Here is a 21,845-nt window from a genome sequence, read left to right as displayed (position 1 = left end):
CTTGGTGAACGGGCAGAGAGGTCAATTGAGCACGCTGATCGGGCGTACGCTGCTCGGCTTGGCGGCCACGGCGGTGACCGCCGTGTTGCTGGCGCCCACGGTGGCGGCTTCGCCGATGGGCGATGCCGAGGACGCCATGATGGCCGCGTGGGAGAAGGCGGGTGGTGACACTTCAACACTTGGTGTCCGGAAAGGTGACGTTTACCCGATAGGCGACGGGTTCGCCCTGGACTTCGCCGGCGGCAAGATGTTTTTCACCCCGGCCACCGGTGCCAAATACCTCTACGGCCCGCTCCTGGACAAATACGAGTCGCTGGGCGGTGCAGCCGACAGCGATCTGGGATTCCCGACCATCAACGAGGTGCCCGGCCTTGCCGGACCCGACAGTCGCGTGAGCACGTTCTCCGCGGCCGACAACCCGGTGATTTTCTGGACGCCTGAACACGGTGCGTTCGTCGTGCGCGGCGCGCTGAATGCCGCGTGGGACAAGCTCGGCAGCTCGGGTGGCGTGCTGGGTGCCCCGGTCGGGGATGAAACCTACGACGGCGAGGTCACCGCCCAGAAGTTCAGCGGTGGTGAAGTCTCCTGGAACCGGGCAACCAAGGAGTTCACCACCGTTCCGGCGGTGCTGGCCGAGCAGCTGAAGGGTTTGCAGGTAGCGATCGATCCTTCCGCGGCGATCAACATGGCCTGGCGCGCAGCAGGTGGTGCCGCAGGTCCGCTGGGCGCCAAGAAGGGTGGGCAGTACCCGATCGGCGGAGACGGTATCGCCCAGGACTTCGTCGGTGGCAAGGTCTTCTTCAGCCCGGCAACCGGTGCAAACGCCGTCGAGGGTGAAATCCTGGCGAAGTACGAGTCGCTGGGCGGACCGGTCAGCAGCGACTTGGGTTTCCCCATCGCCAACGAAACTGATGGTGGTTTTGGGCCCTCCAGCCGGATCGTCAGGTTCTCCGCGGCCGACAAGCCGGTGATTTTCTGGACTCCGGACCACGGCGCGTTCGTCGTGCGCGGAGCCATGGTGGCCGCGTGGGACAAGCTGCGCGGCCCCAACGGCAAGCTCGGCGCCCCGGTCGGCGACCAGACCGTCGACGGCGATGTTGTCTCACAGAAATTCACCGGCGGCATGATTTCGTGGAACCGTGCAAAAAACACATTCACTACGGATCCCGCTAACCTAGCGCCCTTGCTGTCCGGTCTGCAGGTGTCAGGGCAGAACCAGCCAAGTACTTCGGCGATGCCCCCACCCGGCAAGAAGTTCACCTGGCATTGGTGGTGGTTAGGGGCCGCCGCCCTGGGGGTGCTCCTGGTCGTGATGGTGGCGTTGGTGGTGTTCGGATTGCGTCGGCGTCGACGTGGGTACGACGCCGCTGCTTACGACGATGACCGCGCTGGGGATGTCGAGTACGGTACCGCCGCTGATGGAGACTGGCCGCCCGACGAGGACTTCGGTTCAGAGCATTTCGGTTTCGGCGACCAGTTCCCGCCGGAACCTGTGGCGCCGGACGCCGGGTCCACACCGCGGGTCAGCTGGCCGCGCGGCGCCGGGGCGGCTGTCGGTGATGCCGAGCATCTTCCGGGTGAGGAGGGCTACGGCAGCGACTTGCTGTCCGGCCCCAGCAACGTCGGGGTCGAGGAGGAAGACACCGATGCGGTGGACACCACGCCGACACCCGTTGTGTCGCAGGCCGACCTTTCCGAAGTCGGTCCCGATCTCATTGTTCCTGAGCGAGTGGTTCTGGAGACTTTCGTTCCGCAAGCCTTTGTTCCGGAAGCAGTGGCGCCTGAAGCGGTGCCGCCCGATGTCCACGCTGCCGATCTTGCTGACACTGGGTTGCCGGCGGCGGCTGTATCCGCAGCTGAAGACAGAGGCGGGCGGCACGCGGCCGCAGAACCGCCGGAACCGCCGAGTGCGGGCGTGCGCCCGGCAATTCATCTGCCGCTCGAGGACCCATACCAGATGCCGAACGGCTATCCCGTCAAAGCCAGTGTGAGCTTCGGCCTGTATTACCCACCCGGCAGTGCGCTATACCACGACACGCTGGCCGAACTCTGGTTCGCCAGTGAAGAAGTGGCACAAGTCAACGGCTTCATTAGGGCGGATTGACAGCCTGCACGCGGATCAGCATCAGACCTTGCGGATCACCGTGACGACCTTGCCCAGCACCGTCGCGTCGTTGCCCGGGATGGGATCGAAGGCCGGGTTGTGCGGCATCAACCACACCTGACCGCCGGCGCGTTTGAACGTCTTGACGGTGGCCTCACCGTCGATCATGGCCGCAACGATGTCGCCGTTGTCGGCGACGTTCTGCTGTCGCACCACCACCCAGTCACCGTCGCAGATCGCGGCTTCGACCATCGAGTCACCGATCACCTTGAGCAGGAACAGGGTGCCCTCGCCAACCAGCTCACGCGGCAGCGGGAAGACGTCTTCAACGGCTTCCTCGGCAAGGATCGGGCCGCCGGCCGCGATACGTCCCAGGACAGGGACAAAGGTGGGTTCCGGTAAGGCGTCCGAGCCGGCCACTTCGGTCACCGGCGGTAGGGCGGCGTCGTCGGCACCGCGCACATTGACGGCGCGGGGGCGGTTCGGGTCACGGCGTAGGTAGCCCTTGCGCTCCAGGGTGCGCAGCTGGTGCGCCACCGAAGACGTCGACGTCAGACCAACGGCGTCGCCGATTTCCCGGATGCTCGGCGGATATCCGCGGCTAGTGACCGACGCGCGGATGACGTCGAGAATAGTGCGTTGCCGCTCGGTCAGCGCCGAATCTGCGGACAGCACCCGGCTGTCCGCACCAGCGGCTCCGCCGGCAACCGAGGTGTCGTTGCTGTCGTTCATGGCAATGAATGTAGTCGCATTCGCACCAAGAATCAAACATGTGTTCGACAGGCGTGTTCCGGTCGCGGGAGGGCACGAGGAGTGGCTGGGCCTTCGCGCCGGAAGTCCGGCTCCAACCGAAACGTGTCGGTGGTGTGGTCTACCGTTTTGCGCGTGCGACACGCTTCGATCAAATGTTCGGATATCGAACACATGAGTGACTACAGTGTCGAACACGCGAGCGATTACCGTCTGAGTTGGAGGAGCGAACATGACACCGGTCCGGCCACCGCATACCCCCGATCCGCTCAATCTGCGGGGCCCGCTCGATGGACCTCGCTGGCGCCGCGCTGAGCCGGCGCAATCGCGCAGGCCCGGCCGATCGAGGCCGGGGGGTGCGCCGCTGCGCTACCACCGCACCGGGGTCGGGATGTCGAGGACTGGGCATGGCAGCAGGCCCGTCCCGCCGGCCACGACGGTGGGGCTGGCTCTGCTTGCCGCGGCGATTACTCTCTGGCTTGGTATGGTGGCGCAGTTCGGGCAGATGATCACCGGCGGTTCGGCCGACGGGTCGGCCGATTCGACCGGTCGGGTGCCCGACAGGCTTGCCGTGGTACGGGTGGAAACGGGGGAGTCCCTGCATGACGTGGCGGTCCGGGTGGCGCCGAACGCTCCGACCCGCCAGGTTGCCGACCGCATCCGTGAACTCAACGGCCTGCAGACACCGGCATTGGCCGTGGGTCAGACGCTGATCGCTCCGGTTGGCTGAGGCCATCCCGGTGTCCGCGAAAACCGTTCTGTGTCAACGTTACTGGGTGACCGCGACGCAATATGCGCATCAGTCGTGACTGCAGTGGCTACCCGCGGGAGCACACAGGTACGCTCGGAGTCGTCTGTGATACCCGGATGTCAAGACGGCAAAGGAGCGGCCATGCATTGCCCGTTCTGCCGGCATCCCGATTCGCGGGTGATCGATTCCCGGGAAACCGATGAAGGCCAGGCGATCCGGCGCCGGAGGTCGTGCCCCGAATGTGGACGACGATTCACCACCGTAGAGACCGCGGTGCTGGCCGTAGTCAAGCGCAGTGGCGTTACCGAACCCTTCAGCAGGGAAAAGGTGATCAGCGGTGTGCGCCGGGCGTGCCAGGGACGCCAGGTCGACGACGATGCGTTGAACCTGCTGGCTCAGCAAGTCGAGGATTCGGTGCGTGCCGCGGGGTCGCCGGAGATTCCGAGTCACGATGTCGGCCTGGCTATCCTGGGCCCGTTGCGCGAGCTTGACGAGGTGGCCTACCTACGGTTCGCGTCGGTCTACCGGTCGTTTTCTTCCGCGGACGATTTCGCGCGCGAGATTGAGGCGCTTCGCGCGCACCGCAACCTATCAGCCCACAGCTGACCGATCTCGCGGCGCTAGGCTTCCCGCATGCCTGTCCCCCGCAAGCGGGCGATGACCCGAGATCTGGCCCCTGCCCTGCAGGCGCTGTCACCCCTCCTGGGGAGTTGGGCGGGTCGCGGTGCGGGCAAGTACCCCACCATCCGGCCGTTCGAATACCTCGAGGAAGTCGTATTCGCCCATGTGGGTAAACCGTTTCTGACGTACACACAGCAGACCAGGGCGGTAGCTGACGGGAAGCCGCTGCATTCCGAGACGGGGTATCTCCGCGTTTGCCGACCGGGCTGCGTTGAACTCGTTCTCGCCCATCCAAGCGGCATCACCGAAATTGAGGTTGGAACCTATTCGGTGACCGGTGACGTCATCGAACTCGAATTGTCCACACGCGCGGATGGGTCGATCGGATTGGCCCCGACCGCAAAAGAGGTGACCGCCCTTGACCGTTCCTACCGCATCGACGGCGACGAGCTTTCGTACTCGTTGCAGATGCGCGCGGTCGGGCAACCCCTGCAGGATCACCTTGCCGCCGTGTTGCATCGGCAGCGCTGAGCTCTACGTCAGTCGAGTTGTGCCACACCGTCGCTGACAACTCGGCCGGCTACCCGAACCCAGCCCTCGGGACTCCAGGTGGTGTGGATCAACGATCCTTTGCCCTGGGTGATGGTGAGGTCACGGCTGAGGTAATCGGTAATCCGGATGGCCGCGGCACCGGTCGCTTCGTCTTCGGTGACGCCCAAGTTGGCGGCAAACATGCGGGCGCGCAGCGAGCCAGCGGAGCGGTCGGTCCAGGTCCAGAGGTAGTGCGCGATGTCGTCCGGAAAGTCGGCGGGGTCGGCGGCGGCAAGCGCATCAAGTGAATCCAGGTCGTGGATGGCGAACTCGGGTGCCCATTCCGAGCGGGCGCTGATGGCGGTGAGATCACCGTGGTAGCTCACCTGGACGATGCCGGCCGGCACCTGCAGCGTGTTAATTGGCGTCCCCCTCTCGCGCAGCCACCAGGACGCTCCCACGGTCGGGTGTCCGGCGAACGGAATTTCGGTGCGGGGAGTATGGATGGTGGCGTGTGCGGTGGTTGAGCCGGGGCTGGGAAGATCGACGAATATGGTTTCGCTGTAGCCCGATTGGGCTGCCAGCTGCTGCCTGTCGCGGTGTTCGACCTTGCTGGCGTTGATCACCCCCAGCGGATTACCGAAATTCCCGTCTGAATCGGTGAAAACCCGCAACACCGAAACCTCAATGGCCATGGCCCGACTGTACGACCTGGGGAAGAGCCCTAACAGACCCGGTGGTGATCAGGTAGCGCTGCGTTCGTTGGACCCGATGGCGTTCAGTACTGCAACACGGGTGTCTGCCGAGCCGGTGACGGTTGCTTCGCCGCCACCCCGGCGAAGCAACGCGCGCAGCGCGGCCTGGTCGTATTCGGCGGGCTCAGTGGTGTCCATGAAGCGTTCGACGATGTCGATGAAGCGCGCAGGGTCGTCGTGAAACGGGAAATGTCCCGAGCCCTCGAAAATCTCCAATTGCGAGCCCGGCATGGCGGCATGCGCCATGTGAGCGTGACGGACTGGCAGCACGACATCCTTTGTGCCCCAGATGATCTGTACCGGGATGGCTTCGGTCAAATAGCATCGGTCCAGCATGGTGACCATCTGCCCCCGCCAGTCCACCACTGCCCGCAGGGTGCGGCCGAACGCCGCAGAAGCCGTCGGCTCTGGCAGGTCGTCCAAAATGCGCAGCACATTGGGCAGGTCGTGCCCCAAGCTGGTGGTACCGATGGCCTTACCCACGATCCGCCCGGCGATTTGCACTGCCGGCAGCACCAGCGGCAACCGTAGCAAGGCCATAGCCTCGCTGCCCATGGGCAACGAGGCCAACCGGAAGACGATGTTGACGTCCTTGGTGACACCGCCCGCGCTGACCAGGATCAGTCGGTCGACTAGCTGAGGGAACTGGTAGGCGAATTGCATTGCTACCCCGCCGCCGAGCGAATGGCCCACGATGGTCACCCGCTCGATGTCGAGCACGCTGAGGAGGTCCCGCATGCCGTTGGCGTAAGCCGCAACCGAATAGTCGGCACGCGGCTTGTCGGATTGCCCGTGGCCCAGTAGATCCGGAGCGATGACGGTGAATCGTTGGGCGAGCTTGGCGTGCACCCCATTCCAGGTGGTGGAATTGTCACCTATCCCGTGGATAAGCAGAATCGCCGGCCCGGAACCGGCGATCCGGAATGCCCGCCGATAACCGTGGACGGTGCGGAACTGCAGCGTAGGCGGTGCCACGTCGCGCACTGGCCGAAGATTTCGCTTCCGCTCGGTCATCCTCGCCAATCTTGTTGTCGGGCCGACTGGGGCCGTTTTGTGGGCCGCTTTCGCGGCGTTAGGTCGGGTCGTCGTCGGACTTCTTCTCGGCCTGCTGAGCCAGGAACCGCTCAAACTCGGCACCGAGCTCGTCGCCGCTCGGCAGATCTTCGTCGCGCGTTAGCAACGACCTGTTCTCCTGAGCGTCGATGAAGGCATCGTACTGGCGCTCAAGGGCCGCCACCACTTGAGCCACTTCGGCGCTTGCCTGGACCTGCTCGTCGATCTTGGCCTGGACCTCTGCGGCTGCTTCGGCTAGCGCGGCCAGCGGCAGCTGCAGAGAACCGGTCTTGGCCACTTGTTCGAGCAGCGCTTGGGCGGCCGCGGGATAGTCGGTCTGCGTGAGATAGTGCGGGACGTGCACGGTGAACCCGACGACCTCATGACCGTGCTGGGCCATCCGGTATTCCAGTAGGTTGGAAGCGCTACCCGGGACCTGGATTTCGGAGATCCACGGTTGAAAATCGGAGATCAGCTCCCGGTTGTTGGAATGAGCGGTCATCGTGATCGGTCGTGTGTGCGGAACGGCCATCGGGACGGTGCCCAGGCCGATGGTCTGCCGTACACCCAGGCGCTCGGCCAGCAATCGGACGGCGGTGATGAACCGCTCCCACTTCAGGTCCGGCTCCAAACCCGCCAGCAGCAGAAATGGGGTGCCGATGCTGTCGCGCAGCGCATACAGGCTTAGCTCAGGATCATCGGAGTGGGTGAAATGATCGGTCTTGAAAGTCATTAATGGCCGCCGCGAGCGGTAGTCCAGTAGTTCATCGATCGCGAAGGACGCGACCAGCTCTGTGTCCAGGGCCGCCTTGAGGTGGGCGGCGGCCAGCCGGATCGCATGGCCGGCGTCGGAGAAACCTTCCAAAGCGTGCACCAACACCGGACCACGGCCGTCGGACGACGACAGCTGAGGCGCCGGGAACTCAAGCTCGTACATGCCGGGTTGCCCCGGCTCATATTCTCGCGCTTCGTCTGCGCCTTGATCGCGAGCCATGGGTGTTGCCTCCTCTCGGGGTTGTCGCCGAGGTGCCGTAACCAGTGTCCCTCAAATCAGCGGACAGCAATGATTGAACAGCCAACCCTGGCTGCCGCTGTGCTGCACAACGCCAAAAGCGCGGGGCCACGTTCGACGCCGACCGTTCGTGGGCGGCGGCGAATTTGCTGGCAAGCCTACTTGGGCGCCGAGACGGATTCACATCCGCTCGGCACCCTCAGCGGCGGAACTGGTTGAGTGCGCGCATCTTGTTCATCACGTCCAGTGCGGCGTTCTTGTAGGCCTCCGAGAAGGTCGGGTAGTTGAACACCGCGTCGACCAGGTACTCGACGCTGCCCCCGCATCCCATCACGGCCTGCCCGATGTGCACCATCTCGGTGGCGCTGGTGCCGAAGATATGCACGCCGAGCAGCTTGAGATCCTCGGTGGAAACCAGCAGCTTGAGCATGCCGTAGGAGTCGCCGGCGATTTGGCCGCGGGCCAGCTCCCGGTAGCGGGCCACTCCCACCTCGTATGGGATGGAGCTCTTGGTCAGTTCCACCTCGGTGGCGCCGACGTAGGACACCTCGGGAATCGAATAAATACCGATCGGCTGAAGTTCGGTGATTCCGTCGGTTGGTTCGCCGAAGGCGTGGTAGGCGGCCAGCCGCCCCTGCTCCATCGACGTCGCGGCCAAGGCGGGGAAGCCAATGACGTCGCCGACGGCGTAGATGTGGTCTACCTTGGTCTGGAAACGGTCGTCTACGAAGATCCGCCCGCGGCCCTGCACCTCGAGTCCGGCGTTGTGCAGGTCGAGGTGGTCGGTTTGTCCCTGACGTCCCGCCGAGTACATTACGGTCTCGGCTGGAATCTGTTTGCCGCTGGCCAGGGTGGTCACGGTGCCCGCAGAGCCGACATCGACCGCGGTCACTTCCTCGCCGAACCGGAATGTCACCGCCAGGTCGCGCAGGTGGAATTTCAGCGCCTCGACGACCTCGGGGTCGCAGAAGTCCAGCATGTTGTCCCGCTTCTCCACGACGGTGACTTTGGTGCCCAACGCAGCGAACATGGAGGCGTATTCGATGCCGATCACGCCGGCACCGACCACGACCATCGAGGATGGCAGCGATTTGAGATCGAGGATCCCGTCGGAGTCGAGCACCCGTTCTTCGTCAAATTCGACTCCGGATGGCCGTGCCGGCCTGGTGCCAGTGGCGATGATGATGTAGTCGCCGGTGACGGTGGTCTTTTCCCTGCGGGCCTGGTCCTCCACGAGGATGGTGTGCGGGTCGATGAACCGGCCATGGCCCACGATCAGATCGACGCGGTTACGCATCAGCTGGTTGCGCACCACGTCGACTTCCTTGCCGATCACGTGCTGGGTCCGCGCCAACAGGTCGGCCGGGGTGATCCGGTCCTTCACGCGGTAGCTTGCGCCGTACAGCTCGCGTTGGTTCATGCCGGTGAGGTAGAGCACAGCCTCACGCAACGTTTTGGATGGGATCGTGCCTGTGTTGACGCAGACGCCGCCGAGCATTCGGCCGCGTTCGACGATGGCCACGGACTTGCCCAGCTTCGCCGAGGCGATGGCGGCTTTCTGTCCGCCCGGGCCTGACCCGATCACCACGATGTCGTATTCACGCATCGACCCCATAAAATGACAGTAGAACGCACAGTTACGCCTTCGTCCACAGGAAGGCAGCTCGATCGCGTGACGTGGGCACCGGCTGACGGTGCCGGTAGTCAGCGTGGCATTCATGACGAAGTATCGAGGACAATTTGAACTCAACCGCCCTGCAACACTGATCGCCGCGCTACCGGCCATCCTCGGCTTCGTGCCGGAAAAATCGCTGGTTCTGGTGTCGTTGGCAGCGGGGGAACTAGGGTCGGTGATGCGCGCCGACCTCTGTGATGAACTCGCCGATCGGGTTGGCCATCTCGCAGAACTTGTCGCCGCGGCGAACCCGGCGGCCGCGATCGCGGTGATCGTTGACGCGAACGGAGCCCAGTGTCCGCGATGCAATGAGGAGTACCGGCAGCTGTGCGCGGCGCTCGCGGCGGCGTTGTCGCAGCGCGACATCGTGCTATGGGCAGCGCACGTGGTAGACCGGGTAGCCGCTGGCGGGCGCTGGCATTGTGTGGACGGCTGCGGCTGCAGCGGCGTTATCGACGATCCGTCGGCGTCGCCGTTGGCGATGGCGGCGGTGCTGGACGGCAGGCAGCTCTACCCGCGGCGCTCCGACCTGCAGGCCGTCATCGCCGTGGACGACCCTGTGCGCTCCGCCGAGCTTGCCGTTGCGCTAGGACACCAAGCGGCTGACCGAGAGATCGCACACCGTGCTGATTCGGTCGGCTGCAGCCGCCAGGATGTGGAAAATGCGCTGGCCGCCGCGGCCCGGGTCGCAGACGGTCAGTCCTTGTCCGACACGGAGCTGGCGCGGCTGGGTTGCGCACTGGGCGACGCGCGGGTCCGCGACATGCTGTATGCCCTTGCCGTCGGCGAGAATGCTGGTGCGGCCGAGTCATTGTGGGCGTTACTGGCGCGGGTGCTGCCCGAACCGTGGCGGGTGGAGGCCCTGGTGTTGCTCGCGTTCAGCGCCTATGCCCGCGGTGACGGGCCGCTGGCCGGTGTTTCGCTGCAGGCTGCGCTGTGCTGTGAGCCGGGCCATCGGATGGCGGGCATGCTGGACACGGCACTGCAGTCTGGTCTGCGACCTGAGCACATCCGTGACATCGCGGTCACCGGCTACCAACGGGCTGAACAACTCGGAATACGACTGCCGCCTCGACGTGCGTTCGGTCAACGCGCAGGGTAGGTGCGGGTTAGCTCAGACTTTCTCGACCTTGACCGCGTGGGCCATCTCGTGTGGCAGGGTGACGTTCTCATGGCCCGGGATGACGATGGTCACGCCGCCGCCTGGGGTGGTTTCGACGGTTACTCGTGCGTTGGGCACCACGCCGGCGTCTTTTAGCCGCGTGATCAGGTCGATGTCGCCCTGAACGTGCTCGGTAAGCTGGCGGACGACGACTGCGACCGGCGAGCCGGCCGGCAACTCGGTCAACCGGACCAGGTTGGCGTCGTCGGCGCCCGGTTCCGGGCCCACGCCAAGTTCCACCAGGCCCGGGATCGGGTTGCCGAACGGGGACGTGGTCGGGTTGTTGAGCACCTTGACCAGCCGTCGCTCGACGTCCTCGCTCATCACGTGCTCCCACCGGCATGCCTCGGCGTGAACTTCTTCCCACGGCAACCCGATGACATCGACGAGGAGCCGTTCGGCGAGGCGGTGCTTGCGCATCACGGCGATGGCCAGCGCGCGGCCCTTTTCGGTGAGCTCCAGGTGGCGATCGCCAGCCACCCGAAGTAGCCCATCGCGCTCCATCCGGGACACGGTCTGGCTGACCGTCGGCCCGCTCTGGTCGAGCCGCTCGGCGATCCGGGCACGCAGTGGCGTCACGCCCTCTTCCTCGAGGTCGTAGATGGTCCGCAGGTACATCTCGGTGGTATCAACCAACTCGTTCATTCAGCACCCTCCATTGCAGCTGAGTCTACTTGGCCAGCTGCGAAAATGGTTGCCCGCCGCCCCACCGCAGCGGTATGCCCGCCGCTGGCGCGGCGGGCATACCGTCTGCTACCTGGCTCAGGATGTCCAGCTTCAGCTGGCGTACGACCGCAGCCGATCCGCCCGCTCACCGTGCCGCAGCTTACTCATCACGTCGCGCTCGATCTGACGAACCCGCTCACGGGACAGCCCGAATAGTTTGCCGATTTGATCCAGGGTGCGTGGTTGGCCGTCATCCAGGCCGAAGCGCAGCCGGATCACCTGGTGCTCACGCTCGTCGAGAGTGGCCAGCACGCTGCGGATGTCGGTGTGTAACAGTTCGGCGATGACCGCGTTCTCCGCGGACATGGCTTCGGCGTCCTCGATGAAATCGCCCAAAGGGGCCTCCTCCTCGGAGCCGACCGGCATATCCAGACTCACCGGGTCGCGACTGTGTTCCAGCAGGTCGTTGATCTTGTCGATTGGAATGCCGGATTCGGCGGCGAGCTCCTCATCGGTGGCTTCGCGACCCAGATGCTGGTGCATCTCCCGCTTGATCCGCGCCAGCTTGTTGACCTGCTCAACCAGGTGTACGGGCAGGCGGATGGTGCGGCTCTGGTCGGCCATTCCGCGGGTGATGGCCTGGCGGATCCACCACGTGGCATACGTTGAGAACTTGAATCCCTTTGTGTAGTCGAACTTCTCCATCGCTCGGATCAGACCCAGGTTGCCCTCCTGGATGAGGTCCAGCAACGGCATGCCCCGACCCGTGTAGCGCTTGGCCAGCGATACCACCAGCCGCAGGTTTGCTTCCAGCAGGTGGCGGCGCGCCGCCTCGCCATCACGCACCACGGCCGCCAGGTCGCGTTTTCGGTTCTCGCCGAGGCGCTTCCGGGTTTCCAGCAGATGCTCGGCATACAACCCGGCTTCTATGCGCTTGGCCAGTTCGACTTCACCGGCGGCGTTGAGCAACGCCGTCTTGCCGATGCCGTTCAGATAGACGCGCACGAGGTCCGCCGCGGGGCTTTGAGCATCCAGATCGCTGTCAACCCGGCTTGTGGTGGCCCTTGTGGGTGCATCGGCCATAGCGACCTCCCGATCGGCTTGCACTGTCATGGGGTTTAACGACAAAGCCGGACTTTGAGTTCCCACCCAGCAGTGATCTGACGCCCTGTGACGTGCAGGAATCTGCCGAAGACCTGAGAAAGTCCTGAGAAGTGTGGCCAGTGGCCGACAACCCGGAACGCCGGCCAACAGACGGCTAACCGTGGTCGGCGAATCCCCGCGGGGCTGACCGCTCTGCCGGCTGTCGCCGCGGCTCGAGTGCGGGCCGTTCGGCGGTCGGGAACAGCGGGATGCGCCGGCGGGCGACGTCGAAGCGGCGGGGTTCGTCGGCGCGGCGCGGCGGTCGGTCGTTAGCGATCAGAACGGCCATCCATGGCAACGGCACCGAGGCTGCCACGATCAGTAGCGAGATCAGTCCGTTGTGCCAGGCGCCGTAGGCGATGGCGGCCAGAATGAGCGCGGGGACCCGGAATGCCATCAGGGTCAGGTACTTACGCACCCGTGTGCGATGCTCCACCTCATACGAGGGAGCGGCGGCAGTAATCAGTACCGGCCGGCCCTTATCGTCGAAGTCGTCGAAGTCGTCGAACTGGCCATTGAAACCCAGCCTCAAGCCGTGCTTCATTACTCTACTGTCCCACATGCAGTGCACTCCGGCTTCGAGAGCTTTCCTGCCAAGGGCACAATGTCAGGTATGCAGACCCAGACGATTGAACGTACCGACGCCGACGAACGCGTCGACGACGGGACCGGCAGCGACACACCGAAATACTTCCACTACGTCAAGAAAGACAAGATCGCTGAGAGCGCGGTCATGGGTAGCCACGTGGTGGCGTTGTGTGGCGAGGTGTTTCCCGTTACCCGCGCGCCCAAGCCGGGCTCGCCGGTCTGTCCCGATTGCAAGCGGATTTACGACACCCTCAAGAAGGGCTGACTAGCTCGGCGGCTCGGCAGCGACGGCGCTGTGCTGGGCTGTCGAAGAATACGTCGTCGTGCCGACGCCGATGCGGGCCTTTAGCCAATTGCCCAGTCGGTGGGCATGCGTCGCCGGCGCCGGCCATTCCTCCTGGACGGCGGCGTTGAGTTCAGCGCCGAGCATGATCGCAAAGCCGCCAAAGAAGGCGAATAACAGAAACGCGATCGGCGTGGCCAGCGCTCCGTAGGTGTAGCCAGTGCGGGTGATCCACGCGAGGTAGACCCGCAAGCCCAAGGTGGCGATCAGGAAGACCGCTATCGCAAGCACCGCGCCTAGGACCAGCCGATGCGTCGGCAGGGGTACCGGTAGTGCCACCCGGTATAGCAGGATGACCCCGACGGTTAGACCGAGAATAAGCGCGGGGTAGTAGCCGTAGCGCAGCAGGTTGGCCAAGCTCTCCGGGATGTGCTCGCTTACCTTGCGTGGACCCACCACCATTACCGGTGCGGTCGCTACTAGGAACACCAACATCACCACGTAGAGGAAGAGCGCAAAGAAGCGTTGCCGGACCGGGTGGCGTAGCGGTGTCTGGTCGTGCGCTTCCACCACTGCATCGACGAACGCCGAGATTGCCGACGATCCTGCCCACAGCGAGATCAAGAAGCCCAGCGACGCCACCTCACCGCGGGCGTTGTTGGTGATATCGCCGATGGTGGGCTCGATGATCTCGTTGACCACACTGGGGGAGAAAAAGCTGTGGGCCGTCGAAAGCGCGCTCTTTTCAATCGCGGGCAAGGTGTCCGGGCCGAATAGCGGAGCAACGTAGGCCAGACTGCCCAGCATTCCCAGCAGTAGCGGCGGCAAAGACAAGGCCGACCAAAAAGCCGCTTGCGCTGACTCCGAGAAGATCGAGTCGTCCCAGCTTTTGGACAAAGTCCTACGGGTGATTCGCCAGATGTGGTGGCGGTGTGGCTTGGGGACCTGGTCGCTCATACCAGTCCAGCATTACCGAAAACTGCGCGCGCTACCGGCATTGTGGACGGGTGAGTTCGGTCTATTCGCTCCCGCTGACCTCCAGCACGGCGGACATCTCGGTCAGTTTCGCCTCGTGCTCGTTGGCGTGATGCTGGCAGAAAAGAAGCTCGGCTCCGGAGGGCAGCTTGGCGCGCACCCGAGCTGCAGCGCCACAGCGGTCGCAGCGGTCTGCTCTAGTCAGCTCAGGACTGGTCAGAGTTGCGTTCATGGCTCTCCGTTCTCGGGTATCTTCACCTTCTCAGACGTTCGGGGTTCTCGCCGTGTTCCCCGGCCGCTGTCGGGTGTGTCATTTCTCACGACTTTCGCCCCCGCCAATCGGGCAGGGTGGTGAGAATGACGCCCGATCCTGCCATGCTGGTGCACCTATGCGGGGTGCAGGAGTGGTCGCATGCCCGAGAACGCGGTGGGATCTATCCCGAGTCCGACAAGACGGGGTATATCCACCTGTCGACACTCGAGCAGGTTCACCTGCCCGCCAACCGCCTTTACCGTGGCCGTGCTGACCTGGTGCTGCTGTACATCGACCCGGCGGCGCTCGACTCACCCGTGCGTTGGGAGCCGGGCGTGCCTACTGATCCGCGGTCGATGCTTTTCCCGCATCTCTACGGCCCACTGCCGGTGCGCGCTGTGATTGGGGCCGCCGCCTACCCACCGGCTGGTGACGGGTCCTTCGGGCCGGCTCCCGAATTTCGGTCTGCAACCGCCGACCCTACGTAGGCGTCGGCCTCGATCTCTACCAGCAGGCCGGGCGCAATCAGCGCGGTAACCTCGACCATGCTCGTCACCGGACGGATCTTGCCGAAAGCCTGTGCATGCACTTCGCCGACCTCGCGCCAGCGGGAAATATCGGTCACATAGATGCGGGTACGGACCACGTCGGCCAGAGTTGCGCCGGCCTGTCCGAGCGCAATCTCGATGCGGCGCAGAGCGTCTCGCGTCTGAGCGGCGATATCATCGCCGCTGCCGGTCGTTCCGGCCACCACCACGAGTGGCCCGATGCGTACCGCGCGCGAGTAGCCGACGGCTGATTCGAACTCCGATCCGGACGAGACCATGGTGCGGCTAGCTGACATGGGGGCCCGCTACGTTGGTCGCCTCGGCGGGCGCTCTCAGTCCAGGTAGTCGCGCAGGACCTGTGAGCGGCTCGGATGGCGCAACTTCGACATAGTCTTGGATTCGATCTGGCGGATGCGTTCCCGGGTCACGCCGTAGACCTGGCCGATCTCGTCAAGGGTGCGCGGCTGGCCGTCGGTAAGGCCGAAGCGTAGCCGCACCACGCCCGCCTCACGCTCGGAGAGCGTGTCCAGCACCGACTGCAGTTGATCCTGCAGCAAAGTGAAGGACACCGCGTCGACGGCCACCACCGCCTCGCTGTCTTCGATGAAATCGCCAAGCTGGCTGTCGCCCTCGTCGCCGATGGTCTGGTCCAACGAGATCGGCTCGCGGGCGTATTGCTGGATTTCCAGCACCTTCTCCGGGGTGATGTCCATCTCTTTGGCCAGCTCCTCGGGCGTGGGCTCGCGGCCCAGGTCCTGCAGCAGCTCGCGTTGAATGCGGCCCAGCTTGTTGATCACCTCGACCATGTGCACCGGGATGCGGATGGTGCGGGCCTGGTCGGCCATGGCGCGGGTGATGGCCTGGCGAATCCACCACGTAGCGTAGGTGGAGAACTTGTACCCCTTGGTGTAGTCGAACTTCTCCACCGCGCGGATCAGCCCCAGGTTGCCTTCCTGGATCAGGTCGAGAAACGCCATGCCCCGGCCGGTGTAGCGCTTGGCTAGCGAAACCACCAGGCGCAGGTTGGCTTCCAGCAGATGGTTTTTCGCGCGATCGCCGTCGCGGCAGATCCACATCATGTCGCGGCGCTGGGCGGCAGGCAGCTTTTCGCCGCGCTCGCTAAGCTCGGTCATCAGCTGCGTGGCGTACAGGCCAGCCTCGATCCGCTTGGCTAGCTCGACCTCTTCCTCGGCGTTGAGCAGCGCTACCTTGCCGATCTGTTTGAGGTAGGCGCGAACCGAGTCGGCGGATGCGGTGAGTTCGGCGTCCTTGCGTGCTTGACGCAGGGCCTCCGACTCGTCTTCATCCCAGACGAAATCACCGGAGGCCTTGTCCTTTTCGGTGGGTTCAGCGATCTCCTCGTCGTCATCGGCGGTCTGGCCGGGCGCGACGGCCGCCTCAGCTTCGAGGTCTTCGTGGTCTTCGTCGTCGCCCGAGTCGAGGTCGTCGTCGGCGTCCGGCGCCACGTCGTCCTCGAGGTCATCGAGGTTGAGGTCGGCGGCGTCAAGGTCGAGGTCCTCGCCGGGCTCGACGTCGAGGTCTGGTTCAGCGTCGAGCTCCTCGACGGAGTCCAGGGCGTCCTCGGGATCCGTTGCGGCTTCGTGCTGGGCATCCTTGGGCGCCCGTGGCTTGGTCGCGTGGCCGCGGGCCGACGGTGCCTTCGCGGCGGCGGATTTGGCCGCGGCGCGGGTCTTCCTTTTCGGGATGGTGCTGGTCGTAGTGTCCTGGGGTGCCGAGGCGGGCTTGACGGACCGGGCCGCGGGCTTGGTAGCCCGCTTCGCGGGTGGGGAGCCACTAGCGGACTTCGCCGCTGTTCGCTTGGCGCCGGTCTTGGCCCCGGACGCGGAAGCCGCGGGCGACTTGGTGGCGGTGCGTTTTACCGGCTCATCGGTCGCCGTGCTTGCTTTGGTCGCTGCCACATACACCCCTTCGGTCGTTACTCACTTCCGGTTGGGTCTGGGCGTGCGTAACCGAAAGTGTCTGCTATGTCGAATGTCGGCGTTGATATCAGCGTGAATACTCGCGCGCTATCGGTCGGGCGGCCGCCGCTGACCATTGTAACTTTACTGCGCACGAGTACAGCCCGAGCGGGCAAGTTTCAGTGCGTCGTATCTGCGACAGAGGCCATGGCCGCACCGACAATTCCGGCGGTGTTCTGCAGGGCCGCGGGCACTACTGGTGTGCGGTTTTCCAGTAGCGGCACCCATTTGTCGGCCTTGCGGCTGATGCCGCCGCCGGCGATGAACAGGTCAGGCCAGATCGCGTTCTCGATGGCGATGAGCACGCGTGTCACCTGCTTGGCCCACTTTGGATAGGTCCAGTCGTTCTTTTCCTTTACCGAGGAGGCGGCCCTTTCCTCCGCTTCCTTGCCGCCGACCTCAAGATGTCCGAACTCGGTGTTGGGTATCAACGTCCCGTTGTGGATGACCGCGGACCCGATCCCGGTTCCGAATGTGAGCAGTACCACTAAGCCAGGGTTGTTCTTGCCGGCCCCGTAGCGTGTCTCGGCCAGCCCGGCGGCATCAGCGTCGTTGAGGATGGTGACCTGCTGACCGCCCAGCTCGGCGCCGATAGTGTCGCGTGCGTTGGTCCCTATCCAGGACTTGTCCACGTTAGCCGCGGTCCGGACGACGCCGTGAGTGACGACGCCGGGATAGGTCACCCCCAGCGGACCCCGCCAGCCGAAACCGTTGACGACCTCGGCGATGGTTTTGGCGACCGCCAACGGAGTGGCCGGTTGCGGGGTCAGCAGCTTGATCCGGTCGCCGATCAGCTGGCCGGTGTCCAAGTCGACGATTCCGCCCTTGATGCCGCTGCCGCCGACGTCGATGCCGAAGCCATGACGCTGTGTCGTGGCACCCGGTGTTTCGGACGTCTCGGGGCCGGTGCTGGTCATCGAATCTCCTCGGCGAGACGTGGATGACCCTCACCTTAAACTGCGGCCCGGCAGTTGCGAGGGCGTTATGGCCGCTGGAGTCCACGCCACCATGCGGGTGGCGACTGTGATGCGATAGGCCGGTGACACGACCTGACAACGAACCCGCGCGGCTGCGCTCTGTGGCCGAAAACCTTGCTGCCGAGGCGGCGGCCTTCGTTCGCGGTCGTCGGGCCGAGGTTTTCGGCATCTCCAGGGCGGGCGACGGCGACGGCGCGGTGCGCGCGAAGAGCAGCCCGACCGATCCGGTGACCGTGGTCGACACCGACACGGAGCGGCTCTTGCGTGATCGGTTGGCTCAACTTCGGCCCGGTGACCCGATTCTCGGGGAGGAAGGTGGTGGTCCCGCCGACGTGACGGCTACACCCTCCGACCGGGTCACTTGGGTGCTCGACCCCATCGACGGCACGGTGAATTTCGTCTACGGCATCCCGGCGTACGCGGTGTCGATTGGGGCACAGGTTGGCGGCATCACGGTGGCGGGCGCGGTCGCCGACGTCGCCGCTCGCACGGTGTATTCGGCGGCGACGGGCCTCGGCGCACATCTCACCGATGAGCGGGGGAGACATGTGTTGCGGTGCACCGGTGTCGACGAGTTGTCGATGGCGTTGCTGGGTACCGGCTTCGGGTACTCGGTTCGGTGCCGCGAGAAGCAGGCAGAATTGCTGGCTCATGTTGTGCCGTTGGTCCGCGACGTGCGTCGGATCGGTTCTGCGGCGCTGGACTTGTGCATGGTAGCGGCGGGTCGGCTGGACGCCTACTACGAGCACGGGGTGCAGGTGTGGGACTGTGCGGCAGGTGCGTTGATCGCCGCTGAGGCGGGGGCCCGCGTGTTGTTGTCAACGCCGAGAGCGGGCGGCGCGGGGTTGGTGGTGGTGGCTGCCGCGCCCGGAATCGCCGACGAGCTGTTGGCGGCGCTACAGCGATTCAACGGCCTAGAGCCGATCCCGGACTGAGCCGGCCGATCAGCAGCTGTTGGCGTGGATCTTGGCCAGCAGCGCGGGATCTGAGGGCTCGGTGGCGCCGGGGCGCAGGTTGGCAAGCACGGCGTCGATGTCGTCGTTGTGTGCCAGCGTGGTGAAGTCGGTGCCGAGCGCAAGGTCGACGGAATCGTCGGCGCGGCTGTCGTGATACAGCTCGGTGCACGGCGCTACCAGCCATAGTGCGGCAGCGGTGGCTTGCCCCGCCGTACCGAAGCGGATCTGGCCTTGGCAGTCCAGCCGGGTGCCGGCATAGATCGGGTCGTTGGCGGCGGTCGGCTGGGCGAAGCCCAGATCTTGCAGTGCGCCAGCGATATCGGCGGCTTGGCCGCCCCGGCCGCTGGCGTTGAGGACGTGGACTTTGGTGTCGCTCAGTTTGGCGGGTGCGACATCGGTCATGTCCGTCCGCGACACCTGTTCACCAAGGTTGGTCGGTGCTGACCCCGCCGGCTGCGGAGGTGGGTTGCAGACTGCGGCCTCGCGGACATCTGGGGGCCGCGTCAGTGCAAGAGTCCACATCACGCAAGTCACCACCACGAGGAAGGCCACCACGACGATAGCGGGTCGGGGGTTGCGTCGCCGAAAGGGCCGTCCGTGCTTGTCGAAAGCGGTACCCTCGGTGATTTGTGCGACCACACGTGCACTTTAATCCGCTGACGACGCGTGCCGGCACGGCGCGGTGAGGAGGCGGACCATTGGGTGTAGTTCGCACCCAAAAGGCACCGTTTAGGGCCGCGTACAAGGTGCAATATGAATATGTGATGTAAATCACACTTGAATAGGCCACGATACGGGCACGAATCGTTTGGTGGACGCGTTCGACGCTGGTACAAAGCGTTGCTTGAAGTTATGAGGCATGTGAGGGGATAGGAATGCCTACCGACTATGACGCTCCGCGGCGTACCGAGACCGATGATGTCTCGGAGGACTCGCTTGAAGAGCTCAAAGCACGACGGAACGAGGCGGCGTCGGCCGTGGTCGACGTGGACGAATCCGAATCCGCCGAGTCCTTCGAACTGCCTGGCGCCGACCTGTCCGGCGAAGAACTGTCGGTGCGCGTCGTACCCAAGCAAGCTGACGAATTCACCTGCTCGAGTTGCTTTTTGGTGCAACACCGCAGCAGGTTGGCCAGCGAGAAGAACGGCGTGATGATCTGCACCGACTGCGCCGCCTGATAGGTCAGCTGCGCAGCGCCGACAACACCCGCTCCGGGTGGCGGCAGCTCACCAACCAGTACGGCGTGGGATCGTTGGGGTCGTCGAGGACAACCAGAACCATGGGCCCCACCCAGGCCCGATGCAGGACGTAAGCTGCCGGATCGAGTTGTCGGCCCAGCGCCGCAGATTTAGCCGTGGCCGGGATTTCGGCTGATCGGGCGATCACGGCTACCGGCAGATGCGCTGGTCCGGCCCATAGCTTCACTCCGGCTCCATCCGCTGAGCCGGCGGTGACCCGAATTTCGACACGTCCGAGCCATAGCAGCGTCCCGGCTGCGACTGTGAAAAGCGTTGCGAACGGTACCCAGTCGGGTAGGGCCGCAACGCCCAGGTTTACTTCAAACGCGATAAGCGCCGCTAGCGCGAAAGCCAATGGCCACCACCACCAGGGCACCCACAATCGCTCGCGGTATCGCACGCTGTGCGGCGCGAGGCGCGTCCCAGACACGCGGTCAAGGGTAGTCTGTGGCCCCGTGTCGACCACTCTGGCGATCGTCCGCCTCGACCCCGGGCTCCCGCTGCCCAGCCGCGCTCACGACGGCGACGCCGGCGTTGATCTCTACAGCGCCGAAGACGTCGAGCTGGCACCTGGGCGCCGCGCCCTGGTACGGACGGGTGTTGCGGTCGCCGTCCCGTTCGGCATGGTCGGGCTGGTCCATCCGCGCTCCGGGTTGGCCACGCGGGTGGGGCTTTCGATCGTCAACAGTCCGGGCACCATCGACGCGGGTTATCGTGGGGAGATCAAGGTGGCCCTGATCAACTTGGACCCAGCCGCGCCCATCGTGGTACATCGCGGTGACCGAATCGCCCAGTTGCTAGTGCAACGGGTTGAGTTGGTCGAGCTGGTCGAGGTCTCGTCGTTCGACGAGGCCGGGCTGGCCTCGACATCCCGCGGCGACGGTGGCCACGGTTCCTCCGGCGGACATGCGAGTTTGTGACCCCGGCGACGATGCAAAGGAGGGCGCGATGAGGTGGGGGTACCACCCGCTTACGGGGGAGAGCGGCGCTCGCCATGGCATTCGGTAGACGCACAGGCAAAGACGGTGGCAAACGCAAGGCCGGACACGCCCCCGTCCAGCCGGCCGACGAGCACGTCCGACCGGAGGACACCGTGGTGGCCAGCGCTGCCGCCGCGTCAGGCGTCGAAGACCAGGAGGAGCTTCAGGGCCCATTCGACATCGACGACTTCGATGACCCTTCGGTGGCGGTGCTGGCCCGGCTGGACTTGGGCTCGGTGCTGATTCCGATGCCGGCCGCGGGTCAGGTACAGGTCGAGCTGACCGAGAGCGGTGTTCCCAGCGCGGTGTGGGTCATCACACCCAACGGTCGCTACAGCATTGCGGCCTACGCGGCACCTAAGACCGGCGGGCTCTGGCGTGAGGTGGCCGGCGAACTCGCCGACTCGCTGCGCAAGGACTCGGCCAAAGTTTCGATCAAGGATGGCCCGTGGGGTCGCGAAGTGATCGGCATCGCCGCCGGTGTGGTGCGCTTCATCGGGGTCGACGGCTACCGCTGGATGATCCGATGCGTCGTCAACGGCCCACAAGAGACAGTCGATGCGCTGACCGAGGAGGCCCGTGAGGCGTTGGCGGACACCGTGGTCCGCCGGGGCGATACCCCGCTGCCGGTACGGACGCCGTTACCGGTGCACCTGCCCGAGCCGATGGCGGCGCAACTAAGGGAGGCTGCGGCGGCACAGGCCGACACGCAACGCCAAGCCGCCGCGGGGGTTGCACGCCGCGGCGCTCAAGGATCGGCGATGCAGCAGTTGCGCAGCACGACGGGCGGCTAGCCCGACGACCCCAACAGTACGAGCGCGCCGCGTAGCGGCGTGAGGAGGAGT

General features: G+C 65.0%; 27 protein-coding genes. 12 read left to right on the top strand and 15 right to left on the bottom strand.

The genetic code is table 11. The features are described from left to right. Positions 1-4: 4 nt before the first annotated feature. Positions 5-2,104 carry an LGFP repeat-containing protein gene (locus tag FF952_RS14370; protein ID WP_020824559.1) on the top strand — a complete coding sequence of 700 codons (2,100 nt, stop codon included), beginning with the start codon at positions 5-7 and terminating at the stop codon, positions 2,102-2,104. Between the two features lie 21 nt (positions 2,105-2,125). Here the strand turns inward: FF952_RS14370 and lexA are convergent, their stop codons facing one another. After that, a complete protein-coding gene (gene lexA, locus FF952_RS14365) occupies positions 2,126-2,836 on the bottom strand; it encodes a transcriptional repressor LexA (protein ID WP_003899448.1) in 711 nt (236 codons plus the stop codon). A gap of 250 nt (positions 2,837-3,086) precedes the next feature. Between lexA and chiZ the strand changes: the two genes are divergently transcribed. The 3 genes from chiZ (at position 3,087) to FF952_RS14350 (ending at position 4,757) form a co-directional block, all read left to right on the top strand. Then, positions 3,087-3,584, top strand: coding sequence for a cell wall hydrolase ChiZ (gene chiZ / locus FF952_RS14360; protein ID WP_003904005.1), 498 nt, complete (start codon positions 3,087-3,089; stop codon positions 3,582-3,584). Between the two features lie 162 nt (positions 3,585-3,746). After that, complete coding sequence (nrdR, locus tag FF952_RS14355) at positions 3,747-4,211, top strand: transcriptional regulator NrdR (RefSeq protein WP_003413973.1); 465 nt, start codon at positions 3,747-3,749, stop codon at positions 4,209-4,211. Positions 4,212-4,262: 51 nt separating this feature from the next. Then, positions 4,263-4,757: a peroxynitrite isomerase gene (locus FF952_RS14350; RefSeq protein WP_003900559.1), complete on the top strand. Its 495-nt coding sequence runs from the start codon at positions 4,263-4,265 to the stop codon at positions 4,755-4,757. A gap of 8 nt (positions 4,758-4,765) precedes the next feature. Here the strand turns inward: FF952_RS14350 and FF952_RS14345 are convergent, their stop codons facing one another. The 4 genes from FF952_RS14345 to sthA all read right to left on the bottom strand — a co-directional run bounded on the left by FF952_RS14345 (position 4,766) and on the right by sthA (position 9,183). Further along, positions 4,766-5,452 (bottom strand): PhzF family phenazine biosynthesis protein, encoded by a 687-nt coding sequence (locus tag FF952_RS14345; protein ID WP_003413971.1) that lies wholly within the window; start codon positions 5,450-5,452, stop codon positions 4,766-4,768. Positions 5,453-5,500: 48 nt separating this feature from the next. Further along, positions 5,501-6,526 (bottom strand): alpha/beta fold hydrolase, encoded by a 1,026-nt coding sequence (locus tag FF952_RS14340; protein WP_003900558.1) that lies wholly within the window; start codon positions 6,524-6,526, stop codon positions 5,501-5,503. Between the two features lie 58 nt (positions 6,527-6,584). After that, the gene (locus FF952_RS14335) at positions 6,585-7,559 is read right to left on the bottom strand and encodes a proteasome assembly chaperone family protein (RefSeq protein ID WP_003413968.1); all 975 of its coding nucleotides are present in this window, start codon (positions 7,557-7,559) and stop codon (positions 6,585-6,587) included. Positions 7,560-7,776: 217 nt separating this feature from the next. Beyond that, positions 7,777-9,183, bottom strand: a complete 1,407-nt coding sequence (gene sthA, locus FF952_RS14330) for a Si-specific NAD(P)(+) transhydrogenase (protein WP_003900556.1) — start codon at positions 9,181-9,183, stop codon at positions 7,777-7,779. A gap of 112 nt (positions 9,184-9,295) precedes the next feature. Here sthA and FF952_RS14325 point away from each other — a divergent pair, with 112 nt between their 5' ends. Next, on the top strand, positions 9,296-10,354 hold the full coding sequence (locus FF952_RS14325; RefSeq protein ID WP_003413965.1) for a DUF4192 domain-containing protein: 1,059 nt from the start codon (positions 9,296-9,298) through the stop codon (positions 10,352-10,354). Between the two features lie 12 nt (positions 10,355-10,366). Here the strand turns inward: FF952_RS14325 and ideR are convergent, their stop codons facing one another. The 3 genes from ideR to FF952_RS14310 all read right to left on the bottom strand — a co-directional run bounded on the left by ideR (position 10,367) and on the right by FF952_RS14310 (position 12,785). After that, positions 10,367-11,059: an iron-dependent transcriptional regulator IdeR gene (gene ideR, locus FF952_RS14320; protein WP_003413962.1), complete on the bottom strand. Its 693-nt coding sequence runs from the start codon at positions 11,057-11,059 to the stop codon at positions 10,367-10,369. 132 nt (positions 11,060-11,191) lie between these two features. Beyond that, on the bottom strand, positions 11,192-12,163 hold the full coding sequence (sigB, locus tag FF952_RS14315) for a sigma-70 family RNA polymerase sigma factor SigB (protein WP_003413958.1): 972 nt from the start codon (positions 12,161-12,163) through the stop codon (positions 11,192-11,194). 175 nt (positions 12,164-12,338) lie between these two features. Continuing rightward, entirely contained in the window at positions 12,339-12,785 is a 447-nt protein-coding gene (locus FF952_RS14310) for a DUF3099 domain-containing protein (protein WP_003899442.1), read from the bottom strand. 51 nt (positions 12,786-12,836) lie between these two features. Between FF952_RS14310 and FF952_RS14305 the strand changes: the two genes are divergently transcribed. Next, a complete protein-coding gene (locus tag FF952_RS14305; protein WP_003413954.1) occupies positions 12,837-13,076 on the top strand; it encodes a DUF3039 domain-containing protein in 240 nt (79 codons plus the stop codon). Here FF952_RS14305 and FF952_RS14300 read toward each other — a convergent pair whose 3' ends face one another. Both FF952_RS14300 and FF952_RS20995 read right to left on the bottom strand, forming a co-directional pair. Then, complete coding sequence (locus FF952_RS14300; protein WP_003413953.1) at positions 13,077-14,051, bottom strand: YihY/virulence factor BrkB family protein; 975 nt, start codon at positions 14,049-14,051, stop codon at positions 13,077-13,079. Between the two features lie 61 nt (positions 14,052-14,112). Then, entirely contained in the window at positions 14,113-14,229 is a 117-nt protein-coding gene (locus FF952_RS20995; protein WP_015456423.1) for a DUF7455 domain-containing protein, read from the bottom strand. Here FF952_RS20995 and FF952_RS14295 point away from each other — a divergent pair. Both FF952_RS14295 and FF952_RS14290 read left to right on the top strand, forming a co-directional pair. After that, entirely contained in the window at positions 14,182-14,424 is a 243-nt protein-coding gene (locus FF952_RS14295; RefSeq protein WP_049955294.1) for a hypothetical protein, read from the top strand. The two genes, FF952_RS20995 and FF952_RS14295, sit on opposite strands and share 48 nt — an antisense overlap. Then, on the top strand, positions 14,421-14,810 hold the full coding sequence (locus tag FF952_RS14290) for a DUF952 domain-containing protein (RefSeq protein ID WP_003413947.1): 390 nt from the start codon (positions 14,421-14,423) through the stop codon (positions 14,808-14,810). Before FF952_RS14295 ends, FF952_RS14290 begins: the two co-directional genes overlap by 4 nt. Here the strand turns inward: FF952_RS14290 and FF952_RS14285 are convergent. The 3 genes from FF952_RS14285 to ppgK all read right to left on the bottom strand — a co-directional run bounded on the left by FF952_RS14285 (position 14,738) and on the right by ppgK (position 17,766). Continuing rightward, complete coding sequence (locus tag FF952_RS14285; RefSeq protein ID WP_003899440.1) at positions 14,738-15,166, bottom strand: RidA family protein; 429 nt, start codon at positions 15,164-15,166, stop codon at positions 14,738-14,740. The two genes, FF952_RS14290 and FF952_RS14285, sit on opposite strands and share 73 nt — an antisense overlap. A gap of 36 nt (positions 15,167-15,202) precedes the next feature. Next, positions 15,203-16,789: an RNA polymerase sigma factor gene (locus tag FF952_RS14280; protein WP_003413944.1), complete on the bottom strand. Its 1,587-nt coding sequence runs from the start codon at positions 16,787-16,789 to the stop codon at positions 15,203-15,205. A gap of 179 nt (positions 16,790-16,968) precedes the next feature. Continuing rightward, positions 16,969-17,766 (bottom strand): polyphosphate--glucose phosphotransferase, encoded by a 798-nt coding sequence (ppgK, locus tag FF952_RS14275; protein ID WP_003413941.1) that lies wholly within the window; start codon positions 17,764-17,766, stop codon positions 16,969-16,971. 122 nt (positions 17,767-17,888) lie between these two features. On the opposite strand from ppgK, the gene suhB reads away from it, so the two are divergent. After that, a complete protein-coding gene (gene suhB, locus FF952_RS14270) occupies positions 17,889-18,761 on the top strand; it encodes an inositol-1-monophosphatase SuhB (RefSeq protein WP_003413939.1) in 873 nt (290 codons plus the stop codon). Positions 18,762-18,770: 9 nt separating this feature from the next. Here the strand turns inward: suhB and cei are convergent, their stop codons facing one another. Next, positions 18,771-19,421 carry an envelope integrity protein Cei gene (cei, locus tag FF952_RS14265; RefSeq protein WP_003413937.1) on the bottom strand — a complete coding sequence of 217 codons (651 nt, stop codon included), beginning with the start codon at positions 19,419-19,421 and terminating at the stop codon, positions 18,771-18,773. A 236-nt stretch (positions 19,422-19,657) separates the two neighbouring features. Between cei and FF952_RS14260 the strand changes: the two genes are divergently transcribed. Then, positions 19,658-19,960, top strand: coding sequence for a DUF4193 domain-containing protein (locus FF952_RS14260; RefSeq protein ID WP_003899437.1), 303 nt, complete (start codon positions 19,658-19,660; stop codon positions 19,958-19,960). Positions 19,961-19,964: 4 nt separating this feature from the next. Here FF952_RS14260 and FF952_RS14255 read toward each other — a convergent pair whose 3' ends face one another. Beyond that, positions 19,965-20,450, bottom strand: coding sequence for a DUF3093 domain-containing protein (locus FF952_RS14255; RefSeq protein WP_003413931.1), 486 nt, complete (start codon positions 20,448-20,450; stop codon positions 19,965-19,967). A gap of 25 nt (positions 20,451-20,475) precedes the next feature. Between FF952_RS14255 and dut the strand changes: the two genes are divergently transcribed. Then, positions 20,476-20,940: a dUTP diphosphatase gene (gene dut, locus FF952_RS14250; RefSeq protein ID WP_003413930.1), complete on the top strand. Its 465-nt coding sequence runs from the start codon at positions 20,476-20,478 to the stop codon at positions 20,938-20,940. Positions 20,941-21,014: 74 nt separating this feature from the next. Then, entirely contained in the window at positions 21,015-21,794 is a 780-nt protein-coding gene (locus FF952_RS14245) for a DUF3710 domain-containing protein (protein WP_003413928.1), read from the top strand. Positions 21,795-21,845: the final 51 nt, after the last annotated feature.

This window comes from Mycobacterium tuberculosis complex sp. N0072, from assembly GCF_030323725.1.
In the GTDB taxonomy this organism is placed as follows: domain Bacteria; phylum Actinomycetota; class Actinomycetes; order Mycobacteriales; family Mycobacteriaceae; genus Mycobacterium; species Mycobacterium tuberculosis.
Note: the sequence above shows the minus strand (reverse complement) of the source record. Positions and strands in the feature narration are given on the sequence as shown.

Excerpts from the sequence above, each read along its gene's own strand:
- FF952_RS14325 (WP_003413965.1), top strand. The coding sequence starts at position 9,296 with ATGACGAAGTATCGAGGACAATTTGAACTCAACCGCCCTGCAACACTG.
- ppgK (WP_003413941.1), bottom strand. The coding sequence starts at position 17,766 with ATGACCAGCACCGGCCCCGAGACGTCCGAAACACCGGGTGCCACGACA.
- FF952_RS14295 (WP_049955294.1), top strand. The coding sequence starts at position 14,182 with ATGCTGGCAGAAAAGAAGCTCGGCTCCGGAGGGCAGCTTGGCGCGCAC.
- FF952_RS14335 (WP_003413968.1), bottom strand. The coding sequence starts at position 7,559 with ATGGCTCGCGATCAAGGCGCAGACGAAGCGCGAGAATATGAGCCGGGG.
- FF952_RS14305 (WP_003413954.1), top strand. The coding sequence starts at position 12,837 with ATGCAGACCCAGACGATTGAACGTACCGACGCCGACGAACGCGTCGAC.
- FF952_RS14300 (WP_003413953.1), bottom strand. The coding sequence starts at position 14,051 with ATGAGCGACCAGGTCCCCAAGCCACACCGCCACCACATCTGGCGAATC.
- lexA (WP_003899448.1), bottom strand. The coding sequence starts at position 2,836 with ATGAACGACAGCAACGACACCTCGGTTGCCGGCGGAGCCGCTGGTGCG.
- FF952_RS14310 (WP_003899442.1), bottom strand. The coding sequence starts at position 12,785 with ATGTGGGACAGTAGAGTAATGAAGCACGGCTTGAGGCTGGGTTTCAAT.
- FF952_RS14350 (WP_003900559.1), top strand. The coding sequence starts at position 4,263 with ATGACCCGAGATCTGGCCCCTGCCCTGCAGGCGCTGTCACCCCTCCTG.
- FF952_RS14340 (WP_003900558.1), bottom strand. The coding sequence starts at position 6,526 with ATGACCGAGCGGAAGCGAAATCTTCGGCCAGTGCGCGACGTGGCACCG.
- FF952_RS14260 (WP_003899437.1), top strand. The coding sequence starts at position 19,658 with ATGCCTACCGACTATGACGCTCCGCGGCGTACCGAGACCGATGATGTC.
- FF952_RS14245 (WP_003413928.1), top strand. The coding sequence starts at position 21,015 with ATGGCATTCGGTAGACGCACAGGCAAAGACGGTGGCAAACGCAAGGCC.
- sigB (WP_003413958.1), bottom strand. The coding sequence starts at position 12,163 with ATGGCCGATGCACCCACAAGGGCCACCACAAGCCGGGTTGACAGCGAT.
- FF952_RS14345 (WP_003413971.1), bottom strand. The coding sequence starts at position 5,452 with ATGGCCATTGAGGTTTCGGTGTTGCGGGTTTTCACCGATTCAGACGGG.
- ideR (WP_003413962.1), bottom strand. The coding sequence starts at position 11,059 with ATGAACGAGTTGGTTGATACCACCGAGATGTACCTGCGGACCATCTAC.
- chiZ (WP_003904005.1), top strand. The coding sequence starts at position 3,087 with ATGACACCGGTCCGGCCACCGCATACCCCCGATCCGCTCAATCTGCGG.
- sthA (WP_003900556.1), bottom strand. The coding sequence starts at position 9,183 with ATGCGTGAATACGACATCGTGGTGATCGGGTCAGGCCCGGGCGGACAG.
- nrdR (WP_003413973.1), top strand. The coding sequence starts at position 3,747 with ATGCATTGCCCGTTCTGCCGGCATCCCGATTCGCGGGTGATCGATTCC.
- FF952_RS14285 (WP_003899440.1), bottom strand. The coding sequence starts at position 15,166 with ATGTCAGCTAGCCGCACCATGGTCTCGTCCGGATCGGAGTTCGAATCA.